17 protein-coding genes and 2 pseudogenes are annotated in these 19,298 nt (G+C 62.1%); 7 read left to right on the top strand and 12 right to left on the bottom strand.

What is annotated here, in order from left to right; all coding sequences use genetic code 11:
- The first annotated feature begins 151 nt into the window (after positions 1 to 151).
- Together FHU29_RS05135 and brnA are read left to right on the top strand one after the other, a co-directional pair.
- Positions 152 to 415: a BrnT family toxin gene (locus FHU29_RS05135; RefSeq protein WP_064441757.1), complete on the top strand. Its 264-nt coding sequence runs from the start codon at positions 152 to 154 to the stop codon at positions 413 to 415.
- Entirely contained in the window at positions 405 to 641 is a 237-nt protein-coding gene (gene brnA, locus FHU29_RS05130) for a type II toxin-antitoxin system BrnA family antitoxin (protein ID WP_064441755.1), read from the top strand. Before FHU29_RS05135 ends, brnA begins: the two co-directional genes overlap by 11 nt.
- Positions 642 to 774: 133 nt before the next feature.
- Here the strand turns inward: brnA and FHU29_RS05125 are convergent, their stop codons facing one another.
- The 9 genes from FHU29_RS05125 to FHU29_RS05085 form a co-directional block, all read right to left on the bottom strand.
- A complete protein-coding gene (locus FHU29_RS05125) occupies positions 775 to 1,092 on the bottom strand; it encodes a nucleoside triphosphate pyrophosphohydrolase (protein WP_064441753.1) in 318 nt (105 codons plus the stop codon).
- Positions 1,093 to 1,319: 227 nt separating this feature from the next.
- Positions 1,320 to 1,895 (bottom strand): hypothetical protein, encoded by a 576-nt coding sequence (locus tag FHU29_RS05120; RefSeq protein WP_064441751.1) that lies wholly within the window; start codon positions 1,893 to 1,895, stop codon positions 1,320 to 1,322.
- A gap of 20 nt (positions 1,896 to 1,915) precedes the next feature.
- Positions 1,916 to 2,479, bottom strand: coding sequence for a hypothetical protein (locus tag FHU29_RS05115; RefSeq protein ID WP_064441749.1), 564 nt, complete (start codon positions 2,477 to 2,479; stop codon positions 1,916 to 1,918).
- A 241-nt stretch (positions 2,480 to 2,720) separates the two neighbouring features.
- A complete protein-coding gene (locus tag FHU29_RS05110) occupies positions 2,721 to 3,572 on the bottom strand; it encodes a hypothetical protein (protein ID WP_064441747.1) in 852 nt (283 codons plus the stop codon).
- A gap of 53 nt (positions 3,573 to 3,625) precedes the next feature.
- Positions 3,626 to 4,360: a response regulator transcription factor gene (locus FHU29_RS05105; RefSeq protein WP_083962462.1), complete on the bottom strand. Its 735-nt coding sequence runs from the start codon at positions 4,358 to 4,360 to the stop codon at positions 3,626 to 3,628.
- A gap of 294 nt (positions 4,361 to 4,654) precedes the next feature.
- Complete coding sequence (locus FHU29_RS05100) at positions 4,655 to 5,404, bottom strand: hypothetical protein (RefSeq protein WP_064441745.1); 750 nt, start codon at positions 5,402 to 5,404, stop codon at positions 4,655 to 4,657.
- Positions 5,397 to 6,371, bottom strand: a complete 975-nt coding sequence (locus tag FHU29_RS05095) for a DUF2510 domain-containing protein (RefSeq protein ID WP_064441743.1) — start codon at positions 6,369 to 6,371, stop codon at positions 5,397 to 5,399. Before FHU29_RS05095 ends, FHU29_RS05100 begins: the two co-directional genes overlap by 8 nt.
- A 151-nt stretch (positions 6,372 to 6,522) precedes the next feature.
- Positions 6,523 to 8,832 carry a DUF7937 domain-containing protein gene (locus FHU29_RS05090; protein WP_064441741.1) on the bottom strand — a complete coding sequence of 770 codons (2,310 nt, stop codon included), beginning with the start codon at positions 8,830 to 8,832 and terminating at the stop codon, positions 6,523 to 6,525.
- Positions 8,833 to 8,855: 23 nt separating this feature from the next.
- Positions 8,856 to 11,243: a PQQ-binding-like beta-propeller repeat protein gene (locus FHU29_RS05085; RefSeq protein ID WP_157095312.1), complete on the bottom strand. Its 2,388-nt coding sequence runs from the start codon at positions 11,241 to 11,243 to the stop codon at positions 8,856 to 8,858.
- A gap of 251 nt (positions 11,244 to 11,494) precedes the next feature.
- Between FHU29_RS05085 and FHU29_RS05080 the strand changes: the two genes are divergently transcribed.
- Positions 11,495 to 11,779: a hypothetical protein gene (locus tag FHU29_RS05080; RefSeq protein ID WP_064441734.1), complete on the top strand. Its 285-nt coding sequence runs from the start codon at positions 11,495 to 11,497 to the stop codon at positions 11,777 to 11,779.
- Between the two features lie 53 nt (positions 11,780 to 11,832).
- On the opposite strand, the gene FHU29_RS05075 is transcribed toward FHU29_RS05080, so the two are convergent.
- From FHU29_RS05075 to FHU29_RS05065, 3 genes are read right to left on the bottom strand one after another with little or no spacing between them, the layout of a single operon-like run.
- A complete protein-coding gene (locus tag FHU29_RS05075; RefSeq protein ID WP_064441732.1) occupies positions 11,833 to 12,906 on the bottom strand; it encodes a hypothetical protein in 1,074 nt (357 codons plus the stop codon).
- On the bottom strand, positions 12,903 to 14,078 hold the full coding sequence (locus FHU29_RS05070; protein WP_064441730.1) for a sensor histidine kinase: 1,176 nt from the start codon (positions 14,076 to 14,078) through the stop codon (positions 12,903 to 12,905). The genes FHU29_RS05075 and FHU29_RS05070 overlap by 4 nt, the downstream gene beginning before the upstream one ends.
- Before the next feature lie 2 nt (positions 14,079 to 14,080).
- Positions 14,081 to 14,695, bottom strand: coding sequence for a response regulator transcription factor (locus tag FHU29_RS05065; protein ID WP_232323042.1), 615 nt, complete (start codon positions 14,693 to 14,695; stop codon positions 14,081 to 14,083).
- Positions 14,696 to 15,118: 423 nt separating this feature from the next.
- On the opposite strand from FHU29_RS05065, the gene FHU29_RS05060 reads away from it, so the two are divergent.
- From FHU29_RS05060 to FHU29_RS23625, 4 genes and pseudogenes are all read left to right on the top strand, one after another.
- Positions 15,119 to 15,388: a LuxR C-terminal-related transcriptional regulator gene (locus tag FHU29_RS05060; protein ID WP_064441726.1), complete on the top strand. Its 270-nt coding sequence runs from the start codon at positions 15,119 to 15,121 to the stop codon at positions 15,386 to 15,388.
- Between the two features lie 243 nt (positions 15,389 to 15,631).
- Positions 15,632 to 16,558: pseudogene (locus FHU29_RS23810) on the top strand (nSTAND1 domain-containing NTPase); the annotation flags it as partial.
- Positions 16,559 to 16,655: 97 nt separating this feature from the next.
- A pseudogene (locus FHU29_RS23805) lies at positions 16,656 to 16,793 on the top strand (nSTAND1 domain-containing NTPase); the annotation flags it as partial.
- 90 nt (positions 16,794 to 16,883) lie between these two features.
- The gene (locus tag FHU29_RS23625) at positions 16,884 to 19,262 is read left to right on the top strand and encodes a WD40 repeat domain-containing protein (protein WP_183377473.1); all 2,379 of its coding nucleotides are present in this window, start codon (positions 16,884 to 16,886) and stop codon (positions 19,260 to 19,262) included.
- Positions 19,263 to 19,298 lie beyond the last annotated feature (36 nt).

The following is a 19,298-nucleotide window of genomic DNA, read 5'->3' as shown; positions in this document are numbered from 1 at the left end:
GCCGCGCATTCCGAGCGAGGTACCGTTATCGGGCACCGCCGATGTGGAGCTGACGCTGCCGAATTGTGCACGATCTATCTACGGTTGGCTCTACGCATCGCCTGACGGCCCACCGCGACACGTCGACCCTGTCTCGGTATACTTTCTATACATGCCTGAGTTCGAGTTCGACTCCGCCAAGAGCAGCACGAACCAGGCCCAGCATGGGATCGACTTCAACAGGGCACAGGCGTTGTGGAGGGATCCCCATCGTGTAGAGGTTCCTGCCCGTACGTCAGACGAACCGAGGTGGATGGTGATCGGGAAGATCGAAGGTCGATGCTGGTCGGCGATTGTTACCTATCGCGAGATGCGTGTCCGGATTATCTCTGTCCGCCGCTCCCGGGAAGGTGAGGTGGCCATCTATGAAGGCTAGCGAGTTTGACCAGCGGTTCGATGATGGCGAGGACATGTCGGCTGTGCTCGACACAGCACGTGCACGGCGCCCCGGGGAGGAACCCCGAAGGGTCAACGTCGATTTCCCTGTATGGATGATCGCCGAACTCGATCGCGAAGCAACCCGTCTCGGCGTCACACGCCAGTCACTTATCAAAGTGTGGATCGCGGAGAGGCTAGCTCACGGCGGCGACAGCGCAGCCTGAAGATGCATGGATGCCGAGCCAGCATCGAACACCGGCTGGCGTCCAGATTGTTCGTGAGCATTCTCCTGCGACTCATCGCGCCACGCCGGCCGCCACTAACTGGCGTCAGCCTCCACAGTGGCCGCGCGGCTGACTACGTATGCCTCGATCCGTCTAGCCAGAGTCGATCTACGAAAGCCCCGCGATCAGTAGCCTTCTGCGCAGCTGCTCGCACGACGTCATCGATGTCGAACCCATGTAAACCGACGATGGCTTTCAGAACTTCGAGCACATCGCTCGCCTCCGCTAGGCAGTCGATACTGGAGTCGGCTTCGCGGAGTTCTGCCACTTCCTCGATGAGCTTGTCATGCAGCGCTTCGGCGAACTCGTTGTCGTTCAGCACGCGGACACTCGGCATCCGCCCACTCGCGCGGATCAGTGCGGGAATCTTGTCTCGCACGAGCTTGCCCACGTATTCGTCTCCTCACGATCCTTCAGCGCGGTTTTCGGGCGCACGACTGTGCCCTGATTAGGTGCGAACTGTCGTTGCGTCGAACGAGCGCCCCGCACTCTTCTGTGTAGCAGCCGCGGCAGTTCGAGCTGTGGGAAGGGACCTCGACACGTGCCGAAGAACGCACCCCTGCGACGGCCGATCATGATGTATTTCTCGGCACATGTCGAGCCGCCGACGGCCAAACTTCATATCCGCCCAACTGCCTTCTCACGTTTCAGCACGTCAGCCGTTGGGTCGAGATCGAGAATTGGGGTCAGCAGCCAGGGGTACACGTTCTCCATTACAGCTTCCTCAGCCCACCCGGTCTCGCTGGGAAAGCGAGTTAGCCGGACAACGCCGGTAGATCCACGCCCGCCCGCTCGATAGGTAACCTCGGCGACAACGATCGGCAGGCCGGATCCTTTTGCGCTTCCACCACCTTCGAACTGAAGCTCCGTCTGCTCATGCCAGGCAATTCCGATGACGAATCGGCCCGGTTCATCCTTCTCTGGAATGACTTTGTTAGCGGGGTGGAATTCGCCAGCGTTGATGTGGTCAGCGAGCGCCGCGCGGAGCCGATCGGCTGGGGTGGTGGTGTGGAATGTCAGTCCGTTGGCGTAGCCCTCCATTTTGGTCTTCTCGCGGGCCCTGCCCGCCGCCTTGAATGGAGCCGATATCAATTTCGACAGCCCAAGGACAACGCCGCCCATCACCATGTCGACAATCCAGAGGGCGGCGAATACGAGCACTAGAAAGACTATGAGCAGAACTGCTCCGTCCATAGCGAGTCACCTGATTTCATCTAGTTGAGCGATTTGGAGGCGGTGAACGGCGTCTCCCGGTCGTGTTCGTCGACCAGAGTCACTCGTGCTTGCGGATCCATGCCCTGGACGAGTGCGACGAGATTCTCCCGCAACGCATTGAAGTGGCTGACTGCTTTACGCATTGCCATGCCGCTTTCTGCCCACTGCAGCATGGCGTGCTCGCACACTGTCTGCTTGTCGCTCTCCCGTATCACGACGATCGCTGACTGAATGCATTCGTCCCAGTTGATGCGCAGTCCGTAGTTGCCTTCCTGCGTGCTCTCCAGCTCGCCAGCTATGTAGAGCGACTCCTGGAACTTTGGCTTGCCGTAGGGCAATGGCAGTCGGAAGCTGATCTCTTTCCAAAGGTCGGCTGAGTTCACGCTGGTGCGGATCCGCAGCGCAGCTTCACCGAGATCAGTTGTGGCCTGGCGTTCTCGACCGTAGATGGCTCTATCAGCAAGATCGAGTGCTTTGTCCTCAGCGGAGTCGGTGAGGACATTCCAGAACCACCCGAAAATGAAAAGGGCGAGAAGCACACCGACTGCGATAAGGGTTTCCATTTGCGTACCTTCACTTTGCAACCGCAGAATACGAGAGACAAACAAGCCCACTAGCGCGCATTCAACTGGGATGGGCAGCCCGGCAAAGTTCCTTGGAACCTGTTCACGGGCCAGAGTTTCATGGTCCCGATGTAACTCACTCTATGGCTTATTGAGTTTGGCGGGAATCCACGAATTGCGTGCCCCTAGCGCTGGGGGTATCGGATGCAGCATCGAGGCGCGCGATCTACCTCACCCACGCTCACCGCGTCAGCCACTCCTTGGATTCCTCCGCGTCGGCCTCGATGCGCGCGATTGCCTGCCTAACTCTTTCGAGTCTTTCGTCCAGTTCGGCGGAGGTGATGTCGCCCGATGGCCGGGCCACGGCGAGGAGATTGGCGGTGAAAGAGATAGCCGCCGCGTTCCATTCGCGCTCATCGCCTGTGTTAAATGGATCCGCTGTAAAGGTGCGGATGAGGTCTGGAAGCCCGGCGCGCCCGTCATAGACGGTCAGACTGCGCAGCACCATACCTTCCATGAGCGCCGAGCTGACCGCCGCGAGGTACCGAAAGTCAGTGCCTGGAATCGTCTCGAAACCTAGTGCGAGACCCATTGCCTCGTAAAACTGAGCCATGCCATCGACGTAGGACGAACTGGCCTGGTTGATCGCGTCTTGTAGTTCCCTTCGATATTCCTCCGGGTACGACAGAACTGTTGCAGACAGTGCCATATGGGTCTGCCATGTATTCCGTTGCCGAATATCCTCGAAGTTAGTGATCGCGCCGATTCGGCAGACCTCGATGAGGATCTTGCGCCTGCTCTCCGGTGTCGTCAGACCCTCACGCAGCTCAATCAACGCATTGAGAGCCATCTTCAAAGTGGGTGGGTCGTAGACGACTGGAGATGCTTGTGGGCTTGCCGCCAGCTGCAGCAGGAGGTCATTGATGAACTCTTCGCGGCGCGGCCACACCCGGTATGCAGCACTGCGAGCGACCCCGGACGCGGCGACGATCGCGTCCATCGATATGTGGTCGAGGCTGACCGTGAGTCCATGCACGTAAACCATTTCCAATGCAGTGCCGAGCATCGCATCGCGCACCTCGTTGCCGCTCATGCGCTTTCGCCTGGATGTGCTGAGCGGATTCTGCGGGCCCGGTGACGGCGGTGTCACCGCGACACGCTCGTGCTCCCCCGACGCCGACGTGGCACAGGCAACCAGCCGTCCTCGAGCGCTCGCTTGTACAGATCCATTTTCGTGGGCGCAGGCCGACCGATCTCTGCGTACTTCCGGCGGATCCTGGTGATGTAGTCGTTGACGGTGTCGACCGAGAGATTCATTCTCCGCGCGACTGTCGCCGCTTTCTCCCCAGCGGCGTACAGCGCGAGTACTTGTTGCTGGCGTTCTGGGAGCCGAACGTCACCTCCGGCGGCGTCGAGGGCTGCGGTCCACTCCGTATCGACGCTCATGAGCGGCTTAGCCGCGGCCGCGAGCCGAAGCGCGTCTAGCGCCACTTCAGGAGAGTCCGATCTCAGGATCACCCCGACCGCACCCCATTTGGCTGCGGACCGGATCAGGTACCGGTCCTCTTCAGACGCCAACACCACAATTTTGATTGAACGTTGCTGCAGTGCAGCGAAGTCCGAGCGCAATGCGGGTCCGTCCGCGAATCGCAGGTCCACGATCACGAGGTCGAGGGCATAATCCACTCTGAGCAGCGACGACACCGTGGGGGCGATCGCGACAAGGTTCAGGTCTGCTTCGTTCGCGAACAGAACGGACAGCCCGATGGCGTATATTTGCTGATCTTCGACTAGGCCGATCCGGTACACGCGGTGACGTGGCGGCGTTTCGATTGTCTCCGCTAGGAGGGATTCCGATTCGCGGGGATGGGTGTCAATCATGAGGGTGGCTCCCGGGCACAGCAGTGGAAGAGCGCTTAGGGAAGAGAAGAGGCGACGAGGGCGGCCGTAAGACGGCGTTGGCCACAGGACGATTCCACCAGCGTGCACATTCTGCCGTACTGCAAGGCGCACATGGCGGGTCCTTCAGTGAGCGAAGCGGTTTCGAAAGTTTGAATGAAACCTGGAGCCTATGCCCCGCTACTATCCTCGCACTCCGCCGAAGAATCCACAATAGCTGTCTTGAAACTTTGAGATACTCTGTCCCAACTCAGCCGGCCCAGAACCTCAACACCCTCACCCAGCCACAATCTCAAACGGCAACGACCCCGTCGCCGTAATCCCGTCGGGCCCGGTGACCGTCGTCGTGATGGTGTAGATGCCAGGCGTACTCAGCGTAAGGTCTCCACGCATCCGCCCGGTGCATGATGCGCTGCGGTCAATGTGCGAAAATCCACCGGGCCCGGTGACTTCCGTGACCACAGTGCACTTTTCGCCCGTGACTTTGCCTGAAGCACCTGACGATTCCCAGCGGAACACCACTGATGCCGTCCCATAGGTTGTTGCCTGGTACATGTCGGGGCCGATCTTATGGCCTTTGCCCGCACCCACTGTCGTGATGACAACTCTGGAGACCGCTGGTGGCGGGGGTTCCATGACTGGTTCTGTTGTCTGTGGGGCAGGTTCGCTGGTGTACTCGGCGACCGGCGGAGCGGCCACCTCGGGCTGGGGGTTCTGGATCGGCGCTGGTGCCACGTTCCGAGGCTGCACCGGGTCGGGCACGACGACGGGCACACGAGTCACTTCGGTGACAACGACGGGCACGCGTGTCACGTCAGGCACGACGACAGGGACGCGTGTTGCCTCAGGCACGAGGGCAGGGGGCGCAACGGTCGCGACGGGTGGCACGAGTTCCGGCACCGTTTCCGGCAGCACCTGCTGCGCTTGCGCCCGGTCTGCATCGTTTTCGGCGGCTCGAAACAGCATGGCGATCAGCCCGATCCCCACCACAACCGTGACTACGAGAAGCCATGCCGTTCTAGTCATCTGAACCCTCGCTCGTCAACACTGGCGCCGCGCCTTCCTTGCGCAGTGTGAGGTCGCAATACAGCAGCAGTACCACGGCGATGTAGAACGCCCAGCCAGACCCAATCAAGAACAAGCCGAGGCCGAAGGTCACGGCGTAACCGACGAAGAATGCGCACCACATAAGCACTAGGGCCGCTACCTGGATCCCCAGGGACCGCCACCACGACCCCTGAATTAGCTGGTCTGAGCGGCGTAATGCGCGCATCGTGGTCGCACCTTCCAGCAGGATGACCGGGATCGTAAGCGAATACCGCACCACCAGCCACATCGTGAAAGCCCAGACCACTGGGACGAAGATGAGCAGAACCGGGATCGTCACGAGGACCATGCCGCCGACAACATAAGGCGCCAGAGTGAGAACGCCATGAATCACCATGAACCCGGCCAGACGCGGGGCCGATGCGATGATTTTGTCGCGCGCTGTTCGCGCCTCGATTGCCTTCCCACGGATCGCAGGCTCAGAAACGGCAACCACAGCGGTAGCTATCACCGCGAACGCTACGAGCTCGATGGCGAAGATCAGCAGAAACAGCAACACAATCGTCGAGAAGAAACTCCCTGCGCTCACATCGATGCTGCTAAACATCCATACGCCGAGTGCCGCAGTGGCGCCAAACCACAACAGCATCATCACAGCCGAAACCGCAGCCGGGAATCCGATAAGCCACCCCGGCTGCGCCTTCATGAGGCGCGCCGCCCCAGCGATGATGTCTTCCAGCCGCAAGGGCCGCGGCGGAATGATCTCGCCAGGCCCAGCCGATGGCAGGCCCGACGCGATCCACAGTTTTGCTGGCTCGGTAGACCGTGACGCACGCACTTGCGCGGTCCAGGCCGCACCGTTCCAGAATCGCTCTTGGCGTCGCTGGCCTCGCTCGCCCGATGGATCCGGATACCAGCCAGCGCCAGCTGCGTTCAATGCAGACACCGCCACTCCTTCGCTCCAATGGTTGTCGCGCGTAAGGACTGTGAGATACCGGCTCCTACATCGCCTTTGGCCTCAATCTACGACGATCGGTGAGCTAGCAGAATCCGCATCTTTCGTGCCCCCAAGGCTGGGGGCGCAGCCCACCGAGTCGCTACTTACCTGCTCCTTCAGCGTGTGGGCGCGAGGTCAGCGCCTCGTCTATGTCGGGGTCACCGAGACTTCGCAACCAAGCCAGCAGCTCGTGGTACGCGGATGGGTTCGCCGCCACTGTGGGACGCAGGTCAGGCCGGGCTCGCGCGATCCTCGTGAGTTCCCGCCTGGACGTGTGCGGGTCGGACGCCGCGGCACGATCAGCATCCGGCTCGGCAGCATCCGGCTCGGCAGCATCGAGTGCCGTCGAGCCGGAGCTGGGAAACAAAGCCACTCCCGCATATAGGTCACGGATCGGAGGTGCGAGCAGAATCACGCCCGCGACCGCGACCGTGAGACCGATCATTGCGTAATCCATCGTCACGAGGCGTCCAGCGCCACCTACCGCGTCCGCAGCAACAACCCTGCCCAAAGCCATCAGGAGTGCTCCCGCCGCACAAACAAATGCGACGTGACGCTGCGGACGCGGATCTGCTCCCACGCCGTACCGAGCCTTGAGGCTGGCCATTCCGGCGACTGCGAGTGAACCTGTCGCAAATCCGAAGGCCGCCAGAACTGTTGACTGCGGCAGAGTCAGGACACCAGGTCCCAATAGGTTTCCAACGTCCAATAGTTCGAGCAGGACGAAGATGGTTCCCCTTCCGAAGCTCCACACCGCGACGAGCGCGAACATATACCGGCACGCCGCCAGCCACACATAACCGCGATGCCCCTCCTCAATGACGCTCGGCGACCTCACCAGAACTGCAACGGCCATCGCTCCCGCAACCGCCCACAACGGCATCGCATAGTACGAGCCGCTCAGGAAATATTCGATCCCCCGCGATCCTGATGACGAGCGCAGTAGCCCCGCGAACAAAACGGCACCGGAGACACACGCCAGAGTCAGGCACAACGGTGCGGGATCCCATCGCAGGCCAATCACCGCGATCATTGCGAGGATGATCGCGGGTAGTGAAACGGCCACGACACCGACGATCGCGTGCAACGAGTCCGCTGCGGACGGTCCGACTGCCGCCATTCCGACGTTCCCACGGAGCACGACGGACGTCACCGCGAGCAACGCTGACAGCCCGCACAGCACAAGAACACACGTCATCGCAATCTGTATTGGAGCTAAGGGCCCGTTGATGTTTCGCGACGGAACACCCTGGGCGTGACGCAAATAGATGGCGAGCGTTCCACCAGCCAGCGCGAACCACACTCCCGGCCCGACGCCCTTGCTCCAGACAGAGGCGTCGACCAGCACGATCAGCGCACGAACGACGTCGACAACGAGAACCGCGGTCGCTATCAGCAAGTACGCGGTAACCCCAATCGTTCTGAACATTGAGTGAGCGCTGCGACGCGGTGAAGCGGCATCCAAACCTGCCTGCGCCAGGTATGGCCACGCCACCCCAGCGATCGCCAGCAGGGTGGTGAGCCAGATGACGGCGGCGAGGTCCGGCGCAACGCTGAGCCGGACCCTCGCCAGTTCTTGGTTCCACGGCAACAACAGCGCGGTCAGCATCAGGGCGATCGCGGCACCGTCGCACAGCACGTGTGCGCGCGGTGCACGCGCTACCTCGGAACCGACTGTCCTGGCTCGCGCGCGGAGCGTTTCGAGGTCCGGCCACGGCAAGGGCTGGTCTGCCGATTCCGACGGCCGATTCAGGGGCAGCCGGGACTGCTCGATATGCCGGAAGGAATCAGAATCGCGATCGTCAGCACGGGAGTCAGGTGAAGGAGGCGGCCAGTGTGCTGACACTTCGGCGAAGTCCAGGTCACCGGCGCGACGCCCGGCCGTTCGCGACTCGCACCACCTCACGGTCTTCTGCGAGGCCGCGAGAAACAGGGTGACAATCGGGAAGGCCACCGCGAGTAGCGAAAGCCATCCCACGTATGCGATCGCTATCCCGAATACTTCGTCGAATCCTGGGGCATCACTGAACGCCGCGCGGAAGCTCCGCGCGAGCTGAAACGAAGCCCAAAGAGTGACGGCATGGTTGACGAGCACAACAACGCACCCGTAGATGATCATCGTCCGGCCGGAGCGCTTCTTCTGAAGCAGCGCGGCTGCGCCTACCAGCAGGAGTACAGCGGTGAGCACATTGGACACCTGTCCGACGACAACCGTCGCTTGCCACCAGTCAAGCCCGGCAAGGCCGAAACCTGAGATTGCCAGAGCTGCTTCCAAACCGATATCCGCAACGAGGTCGAGGAACGCTCCCACGCCGAGCGCTGCGACTCCCCCACCGAGTATCGCCAGCACCGCCGCAGCGATCGCGGTCGCTCCACTCGGCTGCGACGCGGGAACGTAACGCGAAGCCATTCCTCAGCCCTCTTTCGGCCTTGTCAGCGATAACGCGTGGTGCCAGCGGATCCGCGGTGTGCGCTGATCAGTTTGGCGTAGCAATGTTCCATTTCGATGCCGCGATCGTGACACCATCCGATCGCTGGTCCGGAGTCCTCGAATGTGAGCCCGGCGACCGTCACCCACCATCCTTTGAGGTCGAACACCGGCCACTCGTCGGTGTACAGAAGCCGCACCTCGGGGTACAGGATGCGCAGTTCAAGGTGCTGCCGGAGTATCTCCTGTGGGCTCCAATGCACCATCGTGCCGTCGATATCGGTGGCGTCGAGCCCGTACCGCTTCGAGGAAACCTGCGGCACCCATTTCCCTTCCAGACTCTCCGCGACGAATGGCCGGTCCGCGTTGGCCAGCGCTCGCAACGCATCGATCGCAGCTTGTTCGCTGTCGATGCCGGGTGGCTCCGCAGCGCGAGCGGCTGACAACTTCAGCGCGTCGCCGGTGGTTTCCGTCGTCACTTCGCCGGACACTGGACCGTGACTCGTCCCCTCATCGAGACACTCGACGGACTGCCTGAACGTGGCTCGCGACGAATCAACACCAGTGGATTCACCAACCATGATCGGCAGCCGCCAGAACGACCGAATAGGGAAGGCGAACTCTCTGGTAACGGCTCCGTTCGACGCTGATCCGTCGGCGCCCGATGACCCCTCGCTCGGCGGCAGGAACAGTGGTGCAGCGGACAAGTCGAACACCCCAGACGCCACCGCTGCGCCCTCATCAAACACTGACACCCGCAGCGCATCCGTCGACACAATGTCGCCGCCACCGCACGCCGAAACGATTCGCATCGTGACGATCAGCTCATTGCCGTTGGTGCGGAAGTCGAGCGGGCTCATCTCTGGCGCCTGGTCGCATCGCGTGACCACCAGCTGGTCGGGCTGCGAGCTGGAGGCTCGCTCTTCCAGCCCGACTCCAGCGTTCTGGGGCGGACGCGCGGGCCCGCCCGTTGGCGGATAAAACACGAGTTCGTGCTCGTTCACGATGACGAAACCCATGCCCGCTGGCTTGAGAACTGCCCATCCTTCGACGCTCCGCGTCTGCCACTCCTGCACACCGGTCCGCAAGTTGTACGCCGAGTAGATGCCCGTCGAGGCGCTGGTCGGCTCATAACCGATGACGCGTTCACCATCGGACGCGACCGGCACGAAGAGGCGTGAGACGCCCGCGCGCCACAACAGCTCCCCAGTGCGGAGTGAGTAGCCAAACATGTGATCGGCGATCCCGACTGAGTCCGGGCTTCCCAGCACGACATCACCGACGATGGTGTGCAGTGTGACGCTGCCGTCTACCGACCAGACCAGCTCACCGGTCGCGAACTCGTAAGCGTCATGGCCGAGTACCAACGGGCCACCACCAGCGGGGTCCGGCACAAGAACGGACGCAGGCCGCTGCCCTGGGCCGAACACGATGTTCGTGTGGCCACCGGTACTCGCGACGGTGTGCATGCGCGGATCGAAGATCCCCTGATCCCAATGACATTCGGTCCCAATGATTCCCTGGTGCGGGTAGAGATACGGATCGTCGAGCGGCGCCACGGACAGCGCTGCCTCACTCTCAACCTCCACCGATACTCCGTGATGCCCACCCCAATACCAGGCGATTCCCCCCGCTACCGTGAAACCACTGCCACCGCCTGGGCGACACTTTCCCATCCGAAACTCTTGCCGCCAGTCTTCGGTGACATCAGCGACCTCCCCCTTCGCGATCCACATCGTCTCTGTCGTCGAACCAGCGACGAATACGGCGGCGTCGTAGACGTCCACGTATCGCGCGTCCGGAACACGCTGGGCGCGCACGACTTGCCCGTCAGACAAGCGATAGAATCGAACCTCCGATACGTCCGGCCCCTCCCCGGGCGCCCGCGCTGGCGCGACGCACGGAACTAGTCCGTCGATCGATGTGGTCGCGCACTCCTGCACCAGAAAGCTGACATCATCGACGCGCCACCGAACAGCGCCAGTGGCCGCGTCGATCGCCACTAAGGCGTTGGAGCGGAACTCGGGATCTTGCAGTGAGACGAGCAGCGTTCCACCGAGATCGCGCACCTCGGGGCCAGTCATCATCCCCAGTCCGCCGAAGGTCACCCCGGGTTCGAGGTCGTCCGACCGCACCGTCCAAGCCCGCGTAGGCTCCGCCGAGTAGGTGCCGCGCAGCTGCGCTGCAGCATACTCGTCCGTCCCGCTTCCGAGACCGTCGCGCACGACCACAATCGCGCCTGCGCTCACGACGACCGCGACCACACACAATGCGAGCAGAAGCCACGGCAGTCGCGGCCACGGAGCAGTGGGCGGAGGAGGCGCAGGCCAAGACGGTCTCGCCGGATGATCCCAGTCTTCAGGGTCCGGCGCCGGTACCTGTCCCGACTGCATGAAGCGAACCTACGATAGCTCTGTTACCTGCACAATCGCCTAAACGAACGACCTGAGCAGTCTGTCCCTAAAGCTGGTCCCCCAGCTCTGGGGGCACCGAAGTTGCGGGTTTCGGTGGGCGGAATGGCGCTCTAGCGTCTTAGTCAGCAGTCGCACCTTCGCCCCTTCGGCGGCAGTGACGAGAACCTCCCCGGCACCTTTGAACTGCACCGTGCGGCTGCTCTCACTCTCACTCATCAAAGGGGTCCACCATGAAATCGATCGTCCGCGCCGGCGCCGTATCCGCACTCCTTGCGTCATCCATGTTCATGACGGTTCCGATGGCGAACGCCGACCCTCTGGAACTGTCCGCGACGCTGTCGATCGGCAGCATGGAGATGATCTCGAACCTGCCGTACTACGGTTACTACGGGTACTACCCCTACTACTGGGGCTATGGCAACGTTCCCGGGCTGGCTATCACCGAGGGCGCCGACGTCGCAAACAACGCGATTAGCGCTATTCCAAATATCATCGGCAACGTCCTCCCCTGGTGACAGTCCAACATGATGAGGCTGAATGCGTTGCGCCTCCGCGCATTCAGCCTCGCTTATTCTGACGGCACGCGCGACGCAACCCCTTCCGCCACCACGTGGCCCATCAAGTCCACCTCGACGCGACTCTCCCGCTCGCCGTCACGCGATAGCACCGTCGCGAGGATCGAACGGCCGGGCGGGAGCACGCGGGCCGCAACGCTGCCCGAGTGTGCCGCATCGAGCACCCGGCAGAGCTGCGATCGGACGATTCCGGCGAGGACTTCGTTCCCGGCGTCGAGCCCACCATCGTCGAGCAATGTCACGCACACTCCTCGCTGCCGGGCCGCGCGCGCTGCGGCGATCACATGGTGGCCGACGAGTGAGCTTCCCCGGATGCCGTCACGCAACTCCGCATCGAGCAGGAGGCATTCTTCTCTATCTGCGGCTGTCAGCGGTGCTCCTGATGCGATGTGTTCGAGCATCGGGCGCACTAAAGCGTCAACGTCTGCGAGTCGGCGGTCCCGTTCATCGCTGGCCGCGAGCGCCGCCGCTTGCTGCGCGGCACGCTCGTTGGCCTCCTCCCGAAGGACGACGATCGCGCGCGCGACGGGACGGACTTTGTAGGCAAAGAATGTGGCCATTAAAAGTGGAACAAGGTTCATCGCCGTCAATGCGAAACCCACCACGCCGCCCTGTCCCGTCATAGATGCCCACGCAACGACGGTCAACGTCTGAATGAGCATGCCGGCCCATGCGCAGCCGACAGCGCCACGGACGCACATGAACACCAAGTAGGCAACCAGGAAGGGGTGGAACCACAGCTGGCCCGCATGGGCCACAGGAACTGGCAGCTGGCTGAGAACCAGTACTGACGCTATCGGCGCAGTGAATGCCAATGCGAGCGCAGATTTGAGGGGAAGTGGGTCTCCGGGCAGAAGCATGACTCCCGCGACCGCACCGCTAAGAAGAACCCACGCTACGACGATGATCCATATGTGCCGGATCCCGTCGGTGCTGTTCAGCGCCTGGACCAACTGAACTGCGCAGTACACAACTGCCAGCAGCCGACCGAAAGTGGTGCGCATCCCGGTGGCGTCCCTGACATCCCACCTGCGCCCACCAGCGGGGGCGCTCCGTTGAGCAGTCATGCGATGTTCCACCTCATCGACACCAGTGTTCCGCGCCCTCGTGCCGATTCAACGTACGAGCTGCCGCCCTCCAGTTGGGCGAAGCGATCCCTGATGCTTCCCCGTAAGCCCAGTCTGTGCGCAGGCACCGATTTCGTCTCAAAGCCAGCCCCATCATCGACGACGTCGACTCTGATTCCGGGCCCGACCAGCGCGCGAACCTCACAGTTCGCGCCCAGGCCAGCGTGACGCTGCACGTTCCGTAGAGATTCCGCGACGCCCGCGGAGAAGGCCTGGGTGACATGCGCCGGAATCTGAACCAAGTGGCCCTGCGGCTCAGTTGTCACGACTAGCCGCGCGCTATCCTCGATTTCCGACACCGTGGCACGCAAGCTGTTGAGGAATTGATTTGACGTCATCGTCCCTATTCGCCCGTCGTCCTCCCGAGCTCGTTTGAGCTCTCCAAGCGATGACGACGCTTGGCGCGCGAGCTCAGCGCAGTTCTGTGTCCTTGCCGCAGCGATCAGCGTCGCCATGACGCCGTCATGTATTAATGCGTTGACGCGTCTACGCTCTGCGGTCCGGGCTTCGGTTACCGAGGTCTGAACCGCCTGAACTCGCGCGGCACGCGCCGTCGCATCGAGCAAGCGCCCAGACCGAACGAGCGCGAACACGGCTGCAGCAAACAGGAGGGAAAACAGCACTCCGCCGACGAGAACCGAGGCAAGCGGCTCGTCTCCCTCCTGCCAGCGTGCCGTGTAACCGGTGTATGTTCCTAGCGGGGTCACCAGCGCTACATACACGAGGACCGAACTCAAGCGCCAGACGATTGCCCCCGCCACCGCCGCGAGGCCCGGGTAGTAGCCGATCCATGTGCCCGTTTCGCTTGAGAGTCTCTCCCCTGTCCACGTCAGCAGCCAGCTCACGGAGGCGAGCACGTTGATGATCGCGTACAGATTAATTGTGCGCTTCAGCGCTTTGAAACTGCCCCGCCGACTCACCGGAATCAGCGCGATCGAGCTGCCGAACATCAAAACCACAAACAGCGGCGTCCACCACCACGGATTAAGTGACACCTGCGACACCACGAGCGGAGCCATCGTTGCGGCATAGAACACCGCACCCCAACCGATGAACTGCGCGAAGCTTCGCGCTAGTTTCTCAGCTGAGCCCCGCTCGGCATCCACTTCCACGTTTAGCCTCCGTCATGGGAGCGCGTGCGGCGTTTTCGCGGCAGCGGCAACCACCCATCTTCGAGAGCACGTTTATAGAGGTCCATCTTCGTCGGGGCCGGCCTGCCGACTTCGGCGTATTTGCGCCGTATCCGGCCGAGATAGTCGTTGACGGTCTCGACGGAGAGGTTTGTTCTCCGTGCCACGCTTGCCGCCTTCTCGCCCGACGCGTACAGCGCAAGCACTTCCCGCTGCCGGTCCGTCAACTGAACTTCGTGGAGTTCGGGGTCGCTGTCGATGGCTGCCGCCCAATCGATGGTCACCACTGGTCGTCCCGCTGCGGCTTCACGAATCGCATCGAGGGCGACCGCGGGCGGTTCGGATTTGAGGACGACTCCGAGCACTCCCCCCTTAGCCGCCGACCGGATCAGGTAGCGATCGTCACCGGAAGTCAGCACCAGCACATTCAGTCCGTGGTCATGGAGTGTGACGACATTGGCGCGCGGCGATGACCCATCAGACAACCGCAAGTCAAGCACAACGAGGTCCAGCTCAATACCTGACTGGAGAAGCTGATTTACCGTCGGAGCGACGGCAACAAGATCGAGATCAGGCTCATGTTCGAGAAGCGCAGCCATGCCAATTGCGTAGGTTTGGTGATCTTCGACGAAGCCAATTCGGTGAACATTTCCCGGAGCCGGATCGGTGTGGGGACACCGACGCTCAGGATGTTCGGAAAATCCCATATACGTATATAACACCTGTGGGTCCTATCAGCGGAGTGGTTCGTTCACATCCCTGAATTGGGCACAAACCTGGGAGAGCCCCGGGTTTGGCCCACCTGCGTCACGGCAACGGCGCCGCCCGCATGCCAGTCTCTAAGAAAGCGCAGGTTGAGAGCAATGTCCGATTCCTCGCAAACGTGGATGGACTTTGGATGGACTTCCCGAATCGCGTTGCTACCTGCAGGTTTTTTGTTCGACGATGTCTTCATTCCGATGTCGTTATTCCGACGACATTCACCGGACCATCAAGGCCCCCTCAACTAGGAGTTGCTCGTGATGATGTCTACCGTGCACCGATACCACCACCCTCCGCCGCTGCCGCGACCGTCGCTGTCTCGACGCGAAGTGGAGGTCTTGCGGACGTGGTTCGCGTGCGACTCAAAGTCCCAAGCAGGAGCTCGGCTCAACGTTTCGGTCGGGACGATCAACACACATCTCGGGCGTATCCGGGCCAAATACAGTGCGGTCGGACGAGCAGCACCGACGAAAGCGTCACTCGTTGCCCGCGCACTTCAGGACGGCATCGTCGATATTGAAGAACTCTGACCACCGCAAAAACCGCTTTACGCGTAAATGGGATGAAATTCGTCTAGCGTATTCGTCGTGAAGGCCGAGAATCCCGATGCCACCGATCCCTCAAATGTTGAGAACCGGCTCGATCTGGGCGCCGCTCTGACCGTACTGCGCGAAGCGGCCGGGCTCACCGTTCGTGAGGTCGCCGACAAATCCCGCGTTCCGTACGGGACGACGTCAGGCTGGTTTTCTGGACAGCATGTCCCAACTAAAGCAATGCAGGACGGGTTCTTTGGTGTTCTCAACACGCTTGGCGTCACCGACTCAGAATGCCGACGCGCCTGGTGGGAAGCGGTAGCGCGCGCCCGGCGCACTCCCGGGCGCGGCAGCAAAGAAATCACGGTCCCGTACAAAGGTCTCGACAGCTTCACTGAGGCCGATGCACAGTGGTACTTCGGACGCGACGCACTCGTTTCTTCCGCGATTGAGCGACTTGTTTCGGCGCCGCACGTTCCGCTCGTCATCATCGGCCCGTCCGGCTCGGGGAAATCGTCGCTTATCCGTGCTGGAATCGCAGCGACGGTTCAAAGCGGCAAAGCGGGGATCAACGGTGCGGTGCTGCACGTGATCACTCCGGGGCAGCATCCCTACGCCACGCTAAATGATGTAGGTATTTCGAAGGACACACAGAACGCCATTCTTTGCGTGGATCAGTTTGAAGAAATCTGGTCACAGTGCAATGACCCACACGAGCGCAGTGAGTTCCTGAAACAGCTTTTGTCGTACCCGCCGGACGTTCGGCTCGTCGTTGGTTTGCGCGCGGATTTCTATGGCCACGCAGTAGCCGAACCGCTGCTGGTGACGGCGCTGAACGAAAACTCGCTCGTCGTCGGGACCCTGTCTTCGGAAGAATTGCGCGCTGCGATCACCGAACCCGCCCACGTCGCCGGGTACATCATCGATGACGAACTTGTCCGCGTGCTGACCGATGACCTCGCGCCCCGCGACTCTCCCGCAACGCACGACGCGGGCGCACTCCCGCTACTTTCACACGCATTGCTAAGCACCTGTGCGTTGTCGAAGCGAAAACGTATGACGGTCGCCGATTACTACGCGACGGGCGGCATTAAGGAAGCCGTCCAGCAGACTGCCGACCGGGTATTCGACAGTCTGACACCCGCGCAGCAGACCGCGGCGCGGCGCGTGTTTCAGCGGCTCGTCAGCACCGACGGCACGACGGAAACTCGACGTCGAGCACCCACCCCTCACCGAGGTCCTCGACGTCGAGCGCCCGGACGACGTGCGGGAGGTGATCGAAGCCTTCACCGATCAGCGCATGCTCACCGTGACGCAAGACAGTGTCGAAGTAACGCACGAGGTTCTGCTGCGCGAATGGCCCCGGCTTCAGGGGTGGATCCAGGACAACAAGGACGGCCTCGTCGCGCATCGTCGTCTCACGTCCGCCGCCCAGGTTTGGGTCGATTCGGACCGCGATCAAAGCGCTCTGCTCGGTGCCGGACGGCTCGAAGTGTTCGGGCAGTGGGCGCGCACCGACGACCACGAACGCGACCTCAACAACCTGGAACGCGAATACCTGGCTGCCAGCACGGCACACCATCACGAGCTTGCCGAAGCGGAACGCCAGCGACGCCGCAAACTCCATCGGCTCAACGCAACCCTGGCGGTTATCGCCGTCATCGCCGTGGTCGCCGCACTCGGAGCCGTCGGCGCCGGGGTGTACGCGAACAACCAGCGACATTCCGCGGAACTCAGCCGCAACGAGGCGCTCTCCCGGCAAGTTGCTCTCGAGTCGCGCCTGATGCGCGCGGACTCCCCTGAGCTCGCCTCCCAGCTGGCCCTGGCCGCGTATCGCATCTTCCCAACGACGGAGGCGACCACGGCGCTGATGGACGCGACAGCGGTGGGGACCCCCACCCGGCTGGTGCACAGCCCCGGATCGATGGGCGTGGCAATCAGTCCTGACGGTTCCAGTTTGGTGACGTCGACAGCAGACGGGATCGCACGGATCTACCAACTGATCGATGAAGGTGCGCCCGTGCTGACCGCAGAGTTCGATTCCGGATCCGAACGCCATGTCTCATTCGCTGTCGCCTTCACACCTGACAGTTCCCTCGTAGCGCTAGGTGGCAGCGACGGCATCGAACTATGGAGCGTCAACGGCGCCGAACCCGAGTTCGTCACAGCACTGGACACTGAGGGTGCCTCCATCCATGCGGCCGTGGTCAGTCCGGAGGGCACCGTGCTTGCTGCGGGCACACCCGACGGCGGAGTGCTTCGCTGGGACATCAGCAACCCGCAGCAGCCCATCAGTCTCCCTCCCGTCGAAGTGGACGACCCGCTCTCCGTAGCGGCGTCCGCGATCGCCTACTCGCCTAACGGCCAGTTGATGGCCACATCCGCTGCGGACAGTCAAGTGAAGCTGTGGGCTGTCAGCGATGCAGCCTCGCAACCGAGCGAGGTCGCGAGCCTCCTTTTGGATGGCGACGGTGCAATCGTCGCCATGGGGATCGCGATCAGCCCGGACGGCCGGTTCCTCGCGGCGGCGACCAGCGCCACAGACGTGCAGCGCTGGGACATCAGCGACCTCGACGCACCTCTCGTGCTCGAGTCCTTTACGGGTTTCGACAGCTGGGTGAACGACGTAGCGTTCACTCGCGACGGCCGTCATCTGGCGGTTGGGAGTTCAGATCAGACCGCACAGATTCGTAACTGGAGCGACGGTGCCATCGTCTCGAGTTTCCAGACCCCGGGCCTGGTGACGTCGGTTGCCTTCACACCCGATGAGCAGACACTCATCGCAGGTGCGAGCGATGGCATCGCACGGCTCTGGCAAGTGCCCGGGCCCGTGGTTGAAGGAATCACCGGCGTGGTCTTTCAGATGCGCTATAACAACGAGCGGGACAGGATGATCGTCACTGCGGGGCGCGGTGATCGCGCGGTGCATGTCTTCGACGTCAGCGACCCATCGAAGCCGACGCGCCTCAGTCGGGTCGAGGTGGACGAACACAGCGCCTCAGGTGATGTTTCGGCCGACGGTGAATTCCTTGCGGCGGGCACTCTCGAAGGCGACATCCTGCTGTTCGACCTGGGAGATGGGCATGCGCCCCGGCAAGTCGGACAGCTCAGCAACAACGGCGACTCACTCATTCCTTCGCTCGCCGTAGCCCCGGACAAGTCACTGGTCGCCGCACCGTCATACGCCGGCGCGTACGTCTTCGTCTGGGATGTCCGTGACCCCGAAGCTCCCCAGGAACTTCCTGACCTCGACCTGGGCGGTGGCCACGGCGAAATGATCGACTTCAGCCCGAATGGGAAACTCCTCGCCGCAGGCTCGTCTGCCAGTGAGTTCAAACTTTGGCGTGTCATCGACACAACCAACTTTGAGCCCGCACGAGGCGACTTCGGAACGTTCAGCGGGTCAGTGCCCGCTGTGAAGTTCAACCACGACAGCACCATGCTCGCCGTTGCGGGCGGAGGCGGCGACAACATCATCCGGTTGTACGACGTCGAGGATCCGGACGACGTCACCATTCTCGCGACGCTCACAGGTCCGCGTTCCGAAGTGACGTCCCTCGACTTCAGCCCTGATGGGCGCGCCCTATCTGTGACTGCGGGAGAGAACATTTGGCTCTGGGACGTTACGGAGCCGAGCGAAGCAACGGTGATCGGCACTCCCGCCGCATATGAGGGCCGAGTAAATGACGCCGTCTTCATCGGCGATGGGAGCCGTATCGCCGCATCAGGCTGGTCTCACCACGTGAAGGTATGGAGCACCGATCCCGAGTCGGCGGCAGCCGAAATCTGCAGACAACGTGGTACCCCGATCAGCTCCGACGAGTGGGACCAGTACGTCGAGGGCGCGGAACAGTTCGAACTGTGCGAGTGACTCGTGCCGAGAAACCTTGCAACACCTGGATTTTGG

The sequence above is a fragment of the Hoyosella altamirensis genome (assembly GCF_014191505.1).
Lineage (GTDB): Bacteria > Actinomycetota > Actinomycetes > Mycobacteriales > Mycobacteriaceae > Hoyosella > Hoyosella altamirensis.
This window is presented reverse-complemented; position numbering and strand designations above follow the sequence as displayed.

Coding starts and splice junctions, on each gene's coding strand:
- FHU29_RS05060 (WP_064441726.1), top strand. CDS start 15,119: ATGATGTCTACCGTGCACCGATACCACCACCCTCCGCCGCTGCCGCGA.
- FHU29_RS05105 (WP_083962462.1), bottom strand. CDS start 4,360: ATGATTGACACCCATCCCCGCGAATCGGAATCCCTCCTAGCGGAGACA.
- FHU29_RS05135 (WP_064441757.1), top strand. CDS start 152: ATGCCTGAGTTCGAGTTCGACTCCGCCAAGAGCAGCACGAACCAGGCC.
- FHU29_RS05080 (WP_064441734.1), top strand. CDS start 11,495: ATGAAATCGATCGTCCGCGCCGGCGCCGTATCCGCACTCCTTGCGTCA.
- FHU29_RS05115 (WP_064441749.1), bottom strand. CDS start 2,479: ATGGAAACCCTTATCGCAGTCGGTGTGCTTCTCGCCCTTTTCATTTTC.
- FHU29_RS05065 (WP_232323042.1), bottom strand. CDS start 14,695: ATGGCTGCGCTTCTCGAACATGAGCCTGATCTCGATCTTGTTGCCGTC.
- brnA (WP_064441755.1), top strand. CDS start 405: ATGAAGGCTAGCGAGTTTGACCAGCGGTTCGATGATGGCGAGGACATG.
- FHU29_RS05085 (WP_157095312.1), bottom strand. CDS start 11,243: ATGCAGTCGGGACAGGTACCGGCGCCGGACCCTGAAGACTGGGATCAT.
- FHU29_RS05090 (WP_064441741.1), bottom strand. CDS start 8,832: ATGGCTTCGCGTTACGTTCCCGCGTCGCAGCCGAGTGGAGCGACCGCG.
- FHU29_RS05100 (WP_064441745.1), bottom strand. CDS start 5,404: ATGACTAGAACGGCATGGCTTCTCGTAGTCACGGTTGTGGTGGGGATC.
- FHU29_RS05120 (WP_064441751.1), bottom strand. CDS start 1,895: ATGGACGGAGCAGTTCTGCTCATAGTCTTTCTAGTGCTCGTATTCGCC.
- FHU29_RS05110 (WP_064441747.1), bottom strand. CDS start 3,572: ATGAGCGGCAACGAGGTGCGCGATGCGATGCTCGGCACTGCATTGGAA.
- FHU29_RS05075 (WP_064441732.1), bottom strand. CDS start 12,906: ATGACTGCTCAACGGAGCGCCCCCGCTGGTGGGCGCAGGTGGGATGTC.